Consider the following 12,809-nt stretch of genomic DNA (forward strand, 5'->3'; position numbering starts at 1 on the left):
TGCCTGATTCTTGCAGGCATGGCATCTACCCTGTCCGGAGAAAAACCATGAGCAGCATGACCGTGATCGACAGCGCCGCCGCCCTGGCGCCGCGCCCGCCATCTGGCGCCGAACCCTTTCTGCGCCTGGAGGCGATTCACAAGCAGTTCGGTCCTTACCCGGTGTTGCACGACGTGTGTTTCGAAATGGCCCAAGGCGAGGTGGTGGCGATTATCGGCCCCAGTGGCTCGGGTAAGAGCACCTTGCTGCGTTGCATCAACCAGCTGGAGCCAGCGACCCGCGGCCGGGTCAGCATGGACGGGGTGCATATCGAGGCCGGGCGCCCGTTGCCCAGGAGCGAATTGCTCAAGTTGCGCCGGCGCATCGGCATGGTGTTCCAGTCGTTCAACCTGTTTCCGCACCTCACGGTGCTGCGCAACGTCAGCCTGGCGCAGATCCGCACCCTGGGTCGCAGCGCCGAGCAAGCGGATGCCCGCTCATTGCAGTTGCTCGACCGGGTCGGCTTGGCGGACAAGGCCAACGCCTACCCGGCCCGTTGCTCCGGCGGCCAGCAGCAGCGCATCGCCATCGCCCGGGCCCTGGCGCTGGATCCGGAGCTGATGCTGTTCGACGAGCCGACCTCGGCCCTCGACCCCGAGCTGGGCCTGGAAGTGCTGGCGGTGATGAAGGAGCTGGCGCGCGAGGGCATGTCGATGCTGGTGGTGACCCACGAGATGCACTTTGCCGAAACCGTTTCCGACCGCGTGGTGGTCATGGCCGAAGGGCGGATCATCGAGCAGGGGCCCAGTGCCCAGGTGATGCGCGAGCCACGGCACGCGCGGGTGGCGCAGTTTCTCCAGACCGTGAGGAATCGCTGATGCTGGATATCCTGCTGGTCCTGTTGCGCGGCGTGCCCTGGACCCTGAGCGTGACCCTGGGCGCATTCTGCATGGGCGTGGTGCTGGGCTTTCCGCTCTGCGCCCTGCGTCTGTCGAACCTGAAGCTGTGTCGCTGGCTGGCGGCGATGCTGGTGCTGACCCTGCGTTCGATTCCGCCGATCGTCTGGCTGTTCTTCATCTTCTTCGGCATCGGTGGCGGCTACATCGCCTTGTCGCCATTCGCCGCCGCGGTGCTGGGCCTGGGGCTGATCACCGCGGCGCACATGGCGGAGGTCTATCGCGGTGCCTTCGCGGCGATTCCCCAGGGGCAGTTCGAGGCGGCGCAGGTGCTCAATCTTTCGCCGTCCCAGCGCTTTTTCGATGTGCTGCTGCCGCAACTGGTGCGCATCGCCATTCCCACCTCGGCCACCTATGCCATCGGCCTGCTCAAGGACTCGGCCGTGGCGTCGACCATCGGTGTCGGTGACGTCAGCTTCCAGGCCTATCAGCTGTCCCAGCAAACCTTTCAAGGGCTGGGGGTGTACAGCGTGGCGGCGCTGGTCTACCTGATTCTCAGCGTGCCGGTGGCGCTGTTCTCGCGCTGGCTGGCGGCCAGCCTGAAGCAGAGGGTGGCCCGATGAGCGAGATCCTGAAGATGTGGCTGGCCTGGTTTCCCGAACTGTGGAAGGGCTTTGTGCTGTCGATGCAGGTCACCGCCGTCAGCCTGGTGCTGGGGGTGGTCCTGGGGTTGCTGCTGGCGCTAGGGGTTTCGGCATCCCGTCGGGTGGTGCGCTATCCCTCGCTGCTGATCGTCGAACTGGGGCGCGGCGCCCCCGCGTTGATCCTGCTGCAGTACGTCTATTTCGGCCTGCCCTCGGCCGGTCTGACCCTGAGTTCGTTCTGGGCGGCGGCCGTGGCGTTGGCTTACTGCACCGCGGCCTACACCAGCGAGATCATCCGCGGCGGTATCGAGGCTGTGGCCCAGGGGCAGAACGAGGCGGCCGAGGTGATCGGCCTGAACCGCTTCGATGCGCTGCGTTTCATCATTCTGCCCCAGGCGCTGCGGGTGGCCCTGCCGTCGTTGCTGGGGTTCTCGATCATGATGTTCCAGGCTTCGTCGCTGTGTTTCACCATCGCGCTGCCGGAGATCGTCAGCCGCGCCTCGGCCATCGGTTCATCGACCTTCGAGTACCTGCCGGTGCTGACCCTGGCCGGCCTGATGTATGCCGCGGTTTGCGCCCCCGCGACCCTGGGCGTGGCGGCACTGGAGAAAAGACTGGCGCCCAGCCAGCACGCGTGACCCGTTCGGGCCGTCTTTCGGCTGCTGTTCTCTCAACGCAACCCATGCACAGGTGAAGCCATGATCCATTCATTCAAACGCATTACCCGTTGGGCATTCCTTTGTTCCTCCCTGGTGGGCGGCGCGGCCCTGGCTGGCGCGCCCCTGGCCCAGGCGGACTGCAAGCCGGCCCACTCGTTTGAAACCCTGACCCCCGGGGTGCTGGCGGTCGCGGCCTGGGTCTTTCCGCCCTATTCGATACCCGGGCCGGGCAACCAGTTGAGCGGGGTCGATGGCGAAATCATCAAGCGCATCGCCGCCAGGGAGTGCCTGGAGATCAAGCTGACAGTGGTGGACCCGGCGGCGGTGATCCAGTCGGTGATCGCCCGGCGGGCCGACGTCGGCATCGGCGACTGGTACCGTACCGCCGAACGCAGCAAGGCCCTGGGCCTGTCCGCGCCGTTGTACCTGGACATGATGGGGATTATCTCCAGCGAGGGTTATTCGAGCATTTCCGAGCTGGAGGGCAAGCGCATCGGCACGGTGCAGGGTTACCTGTGGGTCGACGATTTGAAAAAGGTCTTTGGCGACAACCTGGTGCTGTACCCCAACCCGGTGGCCATGGCCCAGGACCTGGCCTCCAAGCGGATTGCGCTGGGCGTCGACAGTTTTGCAGTCGGCGTGGCTTCGCAGCAGAAGGGCGCTTACCCGGGCCAGCACATCAAGGTCTCGGAACCCGATCCACGGGTGAGGGCCACCTTGCAACCGGGGCAGTCTAGCTTCCCGCATACCAAGGCCAATACCGCGCTGGGCGTGGCGCTGAACGACAACATCCAGGCCTTGCACGCATCGGGTGAAATAGCCGAGATACTCGGCGCCTTCGGCCTGGATAAACAAGCCGCCAACGTCGGTGCGCCACGCCTGGTGGAATGACTGGTGATCCGGGGCCTGAGCGCCCGGGCGGTTGTGCAACAGCCTCAGGGAGCAACCCATGTCAGAAGGTGCAGCGTTCAAGTGCCTGTCGTTGGCCGAGGCCAGGGCGTTTGCCCAGCGCTGCTGCCTCGACGCCGGCAGCAGTCAGGAAGTGGCCCAGGCCCTGGCCGAAGCCACGGTATCGGCCCAGGGCCATGGCTTGGCCAGTGTGGGTTTCGAGCATTTGGGCGATTACCTGAACGGGTTTGCCAGCGGGCGCATAGCCGGGCAGGTACAGCCGCTGATCACTCAGGTGGCGCCGGCGATGATCCGTTGTGATGCGCGCCAGGGTATCGCGCAGTTGGGGTTCGAGCGGGCCTTTGGCGCCTTGTGCGACAACACCAGGCAGCTGGGGATCAGCCTGTTTGCCCAGCACAACGGCTTTACCTGTGGCGAGCTGGGCTACTACACCCGGCGTCTGGCTGCCGAAGGCCTGGTGGCACTGGCCTTCTGCAATGGCCCGCCGTTGTTGACCGTGGCCGGCCAGCGCCAGCCGATGTATTCGACCAACCCGCTGGCGTTCGCCGCGCCCTGTGGCGACGAGCGCCTGCTGCTGATCGACCAGGCCAGCAGCGCCACGGCCTTCGTCAACCTGCTCAAGGCGGCCGAGGCCGGGGAGGCGATTCCCGCAGGCTGGGCGGTGGATGCCCAGGGCGCTGCCACCCTGAGTGCCCGGGAGGCCATGCACGGTGCCTTGCTGGCATTCGGTGGCAGCCGCGGGGCCAACATCGCCTTGCTGGTCGAGGTGCTCGCCGGCGGTGTCAGCGGGGCCAACTGGTCGCTGGATGCGCCGGATTTTCGAAGCGGCGGGCAATCGCCGGGTGCGGGGCTGCTGGTGATCGCTCTCGCCCCGCACCTGCTCGATGAGCAGTTCGAGAGCCGCCTGGCGCGGCAAATGCAGCGTCTGGCCAGCCTCGGCGTCCATCCTCCCGGGCAGGCCAAGCAGCAAGCCTGGGCGAGGGCGCAGAACGAGGGAATCAGCTTGCCCATGGCTCTGTACCAGCAACTTGAGGCGCGATCGCTTCCTCGCCACTGATGGGCGCGCGCCGCTGCGGGGAGGGCGCTTGCGCCGGGGCCGGGTCACCGGCAGCGCCGCCCACAGGCTATGACAAAAGCTCATGGCCGCATGACTTTTAATGGTTACGGGCTGCAGCGAGCCCGGTGCTAAAACAACGCAAACACAGCTCACTCATAACAACAAAGAGCGTTTGCGCCATGACCCAGTCCGTTACCGTCCCTTTGCAGCACCCTCTCTGCGTCCCCGTTCACTCGCGCTCTTTGCACCCGGCTGACGAACAGTAGCGGCGCCGGCACTGCCGATTCCGCGTCATTTCTTTCCTTGTGTCCTCAAAGAGTCAATACCCATGCAACCACTCGACCTCTATATCGGCGAGGGCTTCGAAGGCCCGGGCGTGAATGCCGCCCACATCAACATTCTCCTCGGGCCGCGCAACGGTCCTGCCGGACAGGCCTTCGCCAGTAGCCTGGCGTCGCCAAGCCAGGGCCATTGCCCGTTCATGGTGATTGCCCAGCCCAACCTGCCGGTCAAGCCCATGACCCTGTACGTGAACAAGGCGGCGATTGCCGGTGAACTGCACGGCAACGCCACCTGGGGCGCCTCCCAGGCAGGTATTGCCAAGGCGGTGCTCGAAGCGCTGCTGGACGGCACCTTGCCGGCCGAAGCCGAAGACCAGTGGGCGATCGTCACCGCCAACTGGGTCAACCCGCACTGCGATGATCTGGACGCGGTCTACCTCAACAACTACAACGCCTGCCGCACGGCGATCCGCGCGGCCCTGGCCGGCAAGCCCGAGCGCGGCCAATTGGCGGATGTGGTGAACCGGATCAGCAACCCGTTCTACACCCCCAAGGCCTGAGGAGCGCAGCATGCAGTACATTCGTTTGGGCCACTCCGGCCTGCAAGTCTCGCGTCTGTGCCTGGGCACCATGAACATGGGCACCCCGGACTGGAAACCCTGGATCTTCGATGAAAAACAGAGCGAGCCCATCGTCGCCCACGCCCTGGGCCACGGGGTGAATTTCATCGACCTGGCGGACTTCTATTCCGCCGGCGTCGGCGAAGAGGTGGTGGGGCGCATCGTCAAGCGCCTGGCACGCCGCGAAGACCTGGTGATCACCACCAAGGTCGGCTACGGCACCCGCAGCGGGATCAATGCCAGCGGTCATTCGCGCAAACATATCCTCGACAGCATCGATGCCTCGCTCAAGCGCCTGGGCATGGATTACGTAGATGTGTTCATGCTGCATTACTTCGATGTGAACACCCCGGTGGAAGAAACCATGCAGGCGCTGGACGACATCGTCCGTGCCGGCAAGGCTCGCTACATCGGTGTCTCCACCATGCTCACCGGGCAACTGGCGAAGCTGCTCATGGCCTGCGAGCGCCATGGCTGGGTCAAGCCGATCAATATGCAATTGCAACTGAACTGCGCCTACCGCGAGGAAGAGCGCGAGATGATCCCGTTCTGCCGTGACCAGGGCCTGGGCATCTCGGTGTTCAGCCCGCTGGCCCGGGGCTTGCTCACCGGCGATGTGCAGTCGACCCGCAACCAGACCGACTTCTTTACCCAACAGATGTACAGCGATGAGGCCTCGTTGCAGATTGCCCGCTCGGTACAGCGCGTGGCCCGCGCCCGCGGCCTGTCCAATGCCCAGGTGGCCCAGGCCTGGGTGCTCAGGCACGCCGGGGTCGATTGCATGCTGGTGGGCGCCGACACCACCGCGCAGTTCGACAGCGCCCTGGCGGCGCTGGATACCACCCTGGATGCCGAGGAACTGCACGAGCTGGAGCGCAACTACACCCCCTGCGATGTGATCAACGACTACACCGCCGGCAAACGTATCCTGCGCGTGGCCCGTCCGGGGCTGGAGCGCTTTTCCCTGACCGAGGCACTGGCATGAGCGCATTGATCCGTAGCGGCCATTTCATCGATGGCCACTGGTCCAGCGGTGGCCCCAGCTACCCGGTGTACAACCCGGCCAATGGCGAGCTGATCACCCAGGTGCAAAAGGCCGGCGCCGAGGAAACCCGCCTGGCCATCGCCGCCGCCCAGCGCGCGCTGCCGGCCTGGCGCGCACTCACCGCCAAGGAGCGCAGTCAGCGGCTCAAGCGCTGGAGCGAACTGATGCTGGCCCAGCAGCGCGAACTGGCCACCTTGCTCAGTCGCGAACAGGGCAAGCCCCTGGCCGAAGCCATGGGCGAGGTGGTGTATGCCGCGAGCTTTCTGGAGTGGTTCGCTGAGGAGGCCAAGCGTGCCTACGGTGATGTGATCCCCAGCCACAAGGCCGACGCGCGAATCATCGTGACCAAGCAAGCCATCGGCGTGGTCGCGGCGATCACCCCGTGGAACTTCCCCCTGGCCATGGTCACGCGCAAGGTCGGCCCGGCCCTGGCCGCCGGCTGCACGATGATCCTCAAGCCTTCGGAAGAAACCCCGCTATCGGCCTTCGCCCTCGGGGTGCTGGCAGAGCAGGCGGGGATCCCGGCCGGGGTACTGAACATCGTGTCCGGCGATGCCCCGGCCATTGGCCAGGCGCTGCAGGCTTCGAGCGTGGTGCGCAAGCTGTCGTTCACCGGCTCCACCGGCACCGGCAAGCTGCTGATGCGTCAGGCCGCCGACACCCTGAAAAAAGTCTCCCTGGAACTGGGGGGAAACGCCCCGTTCATTGTCTTCGACGACGCCGACCTGGACGCCGCGGTCAAGGGCGCCATGGCCTCGAAGTTTCGCAACACCGGGCAGACCTGCGTCTGCGTCAACCGCTTCTTTATCCAGGACGGCGTGTATGAGGCGTTCACCACCAAGCTGGTCGAGGCGGTTGCCGCGCTGCGGGTCGGCAGTGCCCTGGACGGCGATACCGAGCAGGGCCCGCTGATCAACGCGGCGGCCCTGGCCAAGGTCGAGGCGCATGTCGGCGATGCGCTGGAGAAGGGCGCCCGGCTGCTCTGCGGCGGTCGTCGCCACGCCCTGGGCGGGACCTTCTACGAGCCGACCATCCTTACCGAGGCCAGCGACCAGATGCGGATCGCCGAGGAAGAAACCTTCGGCCCGGTGGCGGCCTGCTTTCGATTCAAGGACGAAGCCGAGGTGCTGCAGCGAGCCAACGACACGCCATATGGCTTGTCGGCCTACTTCTACAGTCGCGACATCGGTCGGGTCTGGCGCATGGCCGAGGGCCTGGAGGCAGGGATGGTGGGCATCAACGAAGGCATCATTTCCACCGAAGTGGCGCCCTTTGGCGGGATCAAGGAATCGGGCCTCGGCCGCGAAGGTTCCAGGTACGGCCTGGACGATTACCTGGAGATCAAATACCTGCTGATGGGCGGCCTCTAGCCCTCGCACCCTCCAATGCAGGCGCTGGCTTGTCAGCAGGCCGGCTCCTGCGTGGTTCGATTCATCTCTTATCCAAGAACAATAAATGGAGACGAACATGAGCACTGCAACCGTCAAGATCGATGACCTGCCCATTGGCCGGTTCCACCTGAAAATCGCCGGCCTGACCTTCGGCGCGCACTTCACCGACGGCTATATCCTCGGCCTGATCGGCATCGCGTTCACCCTGCTGAGTCCGCAGATGCAGCTGGATGCGTTGTGGCAGGGCCTGATCGGTGCTTCGGCGCTGATGGGGCTGTTTATCGGCAGCCTGTTCTTCGGCTGGATCTCCGATCACCTGGGGCGGCAGAAGATCTTCCTGGTCAGCTTCGTGCTGATCACCCTGGCCTCGGTGATGCAGTTCTATGCCGAGACGGCCATGGGCCTGTTTGCCTGCCGGGTGCTGATCGGCATCGGCCTGGGCGGCGACTTCAGTGTCGGCCACGCGATGCTCGCCGAGTTCGCGCCGAAGAAGCAGCGAGGCGTGCTGTTGGGTTCGTTCAGCGTGATCTGGACCTTCGGCTATGTCGCCGCGACCTTTGTCGGCACCGCCATGCTCAGCCTCGGCGACGATGCCTGGCGCTGGATGCTGGCGTCCTCGGCGATTCCTGCCGGGCTGATCCTGCTGGCACGCATCGGCACCCCGGAATCGCCACGCTGGCTGATCAACCGCGGGCGCATTGCCGAGGCCCGGGCCATCGTGCACAAGCACCTGGGAGCCAACGTGGTGCTGGACGAGCAACCCAGCGGCCAGGGCCGCTCCGGCTACGCCGTGCTGTTCAGCCGCGAATACCGCAAGCGCACCGCGTTCAACTGCCTGTTCTTCGTGTGAATTGTCATGCCGTATTTCGCCATCTACACCTTCCTGCCGTCGATCCTGCAGAAGATGGGCCTGGCCGAGGGCTTCGGCACCGAGCTGATGCTCAACCTGCTGCTGATCATCGGCGCGCTGATTGGCATCGGGTGCACGGTGAAGTTTTCCCGCCGGGGGTTCCTGATCAACTCCTTCATCATCCTGGCGGTGGCACTGTTGCTGCTGGCGGTATTGCCGGGCAGCGCGGCGTGGCTGATGGTGTTGCTGTTCGGGGTGTTCACCCTGGTGCTGTCGGCGGTGAGCAACCTGGTGGGGGTGTTTCCCGCGGAAAGTTTTCCCACCGAAGTGCGCGCCAGCGGCATTGGCCTGGCCACCGCGGTGAGTCGCCTGGGCTCGGCCATCAGCACCTTCCTGCTGCCGGTGAGCGTGGCCGGGATCGGCCTCAGCCCGACCATGGGCATCCTCGCCGGGATCCTGGCCCTGGGGGCGCTGATTTCCTGGGCCTGGGCGCCAGAAACCAAGTCCCTGACCCTGAGTCAGGCGTGCAGCGCCAGCACCGTTGGCGGCAGTCAGAACGACCTGCCGACGGTCGCCTCGCCGATCTGATATCGCCCTGCATCCTCGTAGAAACCACCCGTCGTCAGGGATTGCTCACCCGCCCCAACCATTGGGTGAACAGCTGCACTTTGGACAGCCCCTGTTTGCCATTCGGCACGTCCAGCCAGTAGCCATATGGGCCGATCACCTCCACCGGGGTGATCGGCAGCAGGCGTCCATCCGCCAGTTCCCCCTCGATCATCTGCCGGTCGATCACCGCCAGCCCACCACCGGCCAGGGCCGTGTGGATCACCTGGTCCAGGGTGCTGAACTCCAGACCCGCCCGGGCGTCGACATCGTCGCGGCCCATGGCCGCCAGCCAGTTCTCCCAGACCGGCAAACGCTTGCCGTCATGCAGGATGTGCAGCAGAGCAAAGCGCTGAAGGTCCGGCGCCTGGCCGGCGCTGAACAGCTCCGGGCTGGCCACGGCGATATGCCGCTCCATCACCAGCAGCTGGCTCTGGCAATGAGCGGCGGCCTGCAGGCCGAAGCGGATTTCGCAATCGACTTCGGCCGGGCTGTCATGGCTGTTGTGCTGGGTCACGCTGAGGCTGATATCCGGGTAGCGCTGGCAGAAGTCCCGCAACTGCGCCGACAGCCAGCGGGTGGCCCAGGTCGGCGGCGCGACGATGCGCAGGCGTTGCCGCAGATTGGGCACGCGCAGGGCTTGCAGGGCGCGCTCGATGTGATCGAAGGCCAGGCCCAGTTGCGGCGCCAGGGCCGTGCCGGCTTCGGTCAGCGTCAGCCCTTGAGGGGAGCGGCTGAACAGCGCCACGCCGAGGTAGTCCTCCAGTTGCTTGATCTGTCGGCTGACTGCGCCCTGGGTGACGTTGAGCACCACAGCGGCCCGGCTGAAGCTGCGGTGGTGGGCGACTTCCTCGAAGACCCGGAGCATGTTCAGGGAGGGCAGTTGGCGCATGGCGGGCAGACTCCGCACCTGGCGCCAGACAGCAGCGATCCGCGTCTGGCGGGCTGAGCGCTGGAAGTGGCGGGGCAGGTTTATTGTTGTTGTAGGGCACTTCATCTAGGGCGCCCATCTTAGCGCTGTAGGCGCCCTTTGCGGAGGTTGGCTTGCCCGCCAAGAGGTCCGTGAGATCGCTTTCGCCGGCAAGCCGGCTCCTACAGAGTCTCCCTGCTAACCCGGCCAGCGAAAGGGCCGGCAAGGATTCAGAAGTAGTAGCCGATATTCACATACAGCTGGTTTTCCCATTGGTTGCTGCCACCGGCTCCCAGGCTCTGGGCATAACTGCTGCCGCCGATGTACGGATCGTTTTTGCCGAACAGCCATTCGGTAGCGATCCACAGCTTGCTCAGGGAGAACGAGCTGCCGAGGATCATCCGCTGGGAGGTTTTGTAGGCGCTGGCCGATTTGTCGAAGGCGCTGTAGTTGGCGTACAGCTTGACCCCGCTGACCTGGTCGAACAGGTACTTGCCGTCGACGTCGTAGCTCAGGTCGGCGACATACAGGTTGCCGCGGCTGGCGACGTTGAAGGTGCCGTCGTAGCCGCCCAGGGTTATCAGCTCATCGGTGCCTGGATTGCGTGGCGACATCTGCTGGCGCGCCGCCTGCAATTGCGCGCCCCACGGGCCGTTCTTACCCCGGTAGTGGACCGCCAGGGCATTGCGCCTGCCGTCGTTGTGGGTGTCGTTGTTTTTCAGGGTCGAGGTCAGGCCCGAGACGCCGACTTCCGATGCCCAGTCGCCCAGTTGCACGGCCCGCGCCACCCGCAGCACCAGGGTGTTGCGTTCGCGGTTGTCGCTGCCGTCGGCCACGTAGCTGTCGGCCGAAGACACCACGCTGGAATAGGTGCGGCCGTTGCTGGTGCCCTTGCCTTGCCAGGCCGGACGCAGGTAGTAGCCGGCCTGGAGGTTCCAGTCGCCGTGCTGCTGGATGTACTTGGCACCGATCTGCTCGATGTCCTCCAGGCCCACCACGTTGCCCAGGGTTTCGAAGAAGGTGCTGCCGAAATAGGGTTGCAGGCCGAAGGGAATCTGGTTCAGACCGACCTGCACTTGCTGCTCGGGGTTGAACCGGTAGCCGATCCAGGCGCTCTCGGCGAAGGCGATGTCGCCCACCTTGTCGGTGTAGCGGTAGGGGTAGGCGCGGCCGTAAAAGCGGTATTTGGCGGCGCCGATCCAGCTGTCGGAGCTGTACTTGGCGCTCAGGATCGCGGTATCGAAGTTGAAGGTCTGGATATCCCGGTCCGGGTCGTAGTCCCAGCGCGCGCGAACCGCGCCGCCCAGATCCAGGTGGTCGGTGACCTGCACGGCCAGAGCGGGGGTGGCGAGGCTGCCCAAGAGGGCGACGTTGCACAGCAGGACAGAGCGTTTGTAGAGCATGGGGTTTTCTCCCGGATTGTTATTGTCGGGTGCGAGGAAACCGGCCGCGGCCAGGGCGGCAGCCAAGGGTGAAAGCGTTGAGAAGTGGGGGTCAGCGCTAGGGCTTCAGATCATCGAGACAAGCGGGAAAGGAGGCATGGGCGGTACTCGTTGTTGTTTTTGTAATGGGCCTGCAGTGTTGCTATCTCCCCCCGGCTCGACAAACGATTTATTCAGCGCCCACGCATGACTAAAACGCATGTTAGTCCCGTAGATTCGGCCTGCGCTGGCATGCGATGCTCTGCGCCTCCTGCAGCGGTCACAGAGAGACTGTCGTGAAACGCAAGATGCCTGCGCTCAATGCGCTCAAGGCCTTCGAGGTCGCCGGTAGCACCGGCAGCTTTACCCGGGCCGCCGAATTGCTCAACGTCACCCAGAGCGCGGTCAGCCGCCAGGTCCGGCAACTGGAGGAACAGTTGGGGGAAAGCCTGCTGCAACGGCGCCATCATCACTTGGAACTGACCAGTGCCGGGCGTGTATTGCTGCGAGCCCTGCACCAGTCATTCGACAAGATCGAGTTGACCTTGCGCGGCATCGCGCAGAAATCCCACATCAATCGCTTGCACCTCAATGCGCCGCCGACCTTCGCCAGTCGCTGGCTGCTGCCGCGCCTGGGGCGCCTGCGCGAGCAGCATCCGGAGCTGGAGCTGAGCCTGACCACGCGCTTGCAGGACAGCCTGGCGGAAACCGCGACCCTGGATTGCGCGATCCGCTTTGGTGACGGTGAGTGGGATGGCCTGGACAGCTCGCTGCTGTTTCAGGAGCGGCACATCGCCGTCTGCGCGCCTTCGCTGCTGGCCCGGGAATCGGCGGAGCAGGGCGTCGATCTCAAGCGCATGACCCTGTTGCATGTATTGGCCCGGGAAGACCAGCGCTACCTGACCTGGAAGCACTGGCTGGATGCCGCGCGGATCACCGGGGTCGATACTCAGGGCGGCTATGAATTCGACCTTCTGGACCTGGCCATCCGCGCGGCCACCGAGGGCCTGGGGATCACCATTGCCGACTGGCACATGGTGGCGGCGGAACTGGCCGCGGGGCAGTTGACCCAGGTGCACAACGTGCATGTGGAGGGTCACCAGTCCTACTGGCTGGTGACCCGTCCGGCCCAGGCTCCGTTGCCGCAACTGCAGGTATTCAGCCAGTGGCTCGAAGAGGAAATCTGGTTGGCGCAACGCCAGCTTGAGCCGTCCACAGCCTCCACACCCCTGGGCTAGAGCCGGGCGAGCGCCTTCGTCGGCACGCCGACACCGACAACAGCCCGCATGCACAACCTGTGTAGGAGCGGGCTTGCCAGCGAAGAGGTCCGTCAGGCCACCCTCATCAGCGCGCTGTAACCTGCGTTTTTTGCATGTTAGTCGGCACAATTAATCGTTTGTCCTTGTCGCGCCGGACGACAAGACTGCTGGCACTCACATAACAACAACCCGAGTGCCCAGCCATGCCTTATCCGGTCCTTGTCGATGGCCTGTTGCGTAACCCTGTCCGCGGTTGCCGGCCTTGCCTGCACGCCATTGCCC

11 protein-coding genes and 1 pseudogene are annotated in these 12,809 nt (G+C 64.9%); 10 read left to right on the forward strand and 2 right to left on the reverse strand.

Annotation, left to right across the window (positions count from 1 at the left end):
* Positions 1-47: 47 nt before the first annotated feature.
* The 9 genes and pseudogenes from GGI48_RS27765 (at position 48) to GGI48_RS27805 (ending at position 8,919) form a co-directional block, all read left to right on the forward strand.
* A complete protein-coding gene (locus GGI48_RS27765; protein ID WP_179601079.1) occupies positions 48-857 on the forward strand; it encodes an amino acid ABC transporter ATP-binding protein in 810 nt (269 codons plus the stop codon).
* Positions 857-1,498, forward strand: a complete 642-nt coding sequence (locus GGI48_RS27770; protein WP_047304951.1) for an amino acid ABC transporter permease — start codon at positions 857-859, stop codon at positions 1,496-1,498. Before GGI48_RS27765 ends, GGI48_RS27770 begins: the two co-directional genes overlap by 1 nt.
* Positions 1,495-2,157 (forward strand): amino acid ABC transporter permease, encoded by a 663-nt coding sequence (locus tag GGI48_RS27775; RefSeq protein ID WP_179601081.1) that lies wholly within the window; start codon positions 1,495-1,497, stop codon positions 2,155-2,157. The genes GGI48_RS27770 and GGI48_RS27775 overlap by 4 nt, the downstream gene beginning before the upstream one ends.
* Before the next feature lie 60 nt (positions 2,158-2,217).
* Positions 2,218-3,069 carry a transporter substrate-binding domain-containing protein gene (locus GGI48_RS27780; RefSeq protein WP_179601083.1) on the forward strand — a complete coding sequence of 284 codons (852 nt, stop codon included), beginning with the start codon at positions 2,218-2,220 and terminating at the stop codon, positions 3,067-3,069.
* Between the two features lie 58 nt (positions 3,070-3,127).
* The gene (locus GGI48_RS27785; RefSeq protein WP_103739857.1) at positions 3,128-4,144 is read left to right on the forward strand and encodes an Ldh family oxidoreductase; all 1,017 of its coding nucleotides are present in this window, start codon (positions 3,128-3,130) and stop codon (positions 4,142-4,144) included.
* Between the two features lie 328 nt (positions 4,145-4,472).
* Positions 4,473-4,985: a formaldehyde-activating enzyme gene (gene fae, locus GGI48_RS27790; protein WP_047304947.1), complete on the forward strand. Its 513-nt coding sequence runs from the start codon at positions 4,473-4,475 to the stop codon at positions 4,983-4,985.
* Positions 4,986-4,995: 10 nt separating this feature from the next.
* Positions 4,996-6,030, forward strand: a complete 1,035-nt coding sequence (locus tag GGI48_RS27795) for an aldo/keto reductase (protein ID WP_179601085.1) — start codon at positions 4,996-4,998, stop codon at positions 6,028-6,030.
* The gene (locus GGI48_RS27800; RefSeq protein WP_179601087.1) at positions 6,027-7,460 is read left to right on the forward strand and encodes an NAD-dependent succinate-semialdehyde dehydrogenase; all 1,434 of its coding nucleotides are present in this window, start codon (positions 6,027-6,029) and stop codon (positions 7,458-7,460) included. Before GGI48_RS27795 ends, GGI48_RS27800 begins: the two co-directional genes overlap by 4 nt.
* A gap of 97 nt (positions 7,461-7,557) precedes the next feature.
* Positions 7,558-8,919, forward strand: a pseudogene (locus GGI48_RS27805) (MFS transporter).
* Positions 8,920-8,953: 34 nt separating this feature from the next.
* Here GGI48_RS27805 and GGI48_RS27810 read toward each other — a convergent pair.
* Positions 8,954-9,829, reverse strand: a complete 876-nt coding sequence (locus GGI48_RS27810; protein ID WP_179601089.1) for a LysR substrate-binding domain-containing protein — start codon at positions 9,827-9,829, stop codon at positions 8,954-8,956.
* A gap of 248 nt (positions 9,830-10,077) precedes the next feature.
* On the reverse strand, positions 10,078-11,250 hold the full coding sequence (locus GGI48_RS27815; protein WP_179601091.1) for a hypothetical protein: 1,173 nt from the start codon (positions 11,248-11,250) through the stop codon (positions 10,078-10,080).
* A gap of 314 nt (positions 11,251-11,564) precedes the next feature.
* Here GGI48_RS27815 and GGI48_RS27820 point away from each other — a divergent pair, with 314 nt between their 5' ends.
* Entirely contained in the window at positions 11,565-12,506 is a 942-nt protein-coding gene (locus tag GGI48_RS27820) for a LysR substrate-binding domain-containing protein (protein ID WP_179601093.1), read from the forward strand.
* The last annotated feature ends 303 nt before the right edge of the window (positions 12,507-12,809 follow it).

Origin of the sequence: Pseudomonas protegens (assembly GCF_013407925.2) — a bacterium.
Taxonomy (GTDB): domain Bacteria; phylum Pseudomonadota; class Gammaproteobacteria; order Pseudomonadales; family Pseudomonadaceae; genus Aquipseudomonas; species Aquipseudomonas fluorescens_AP.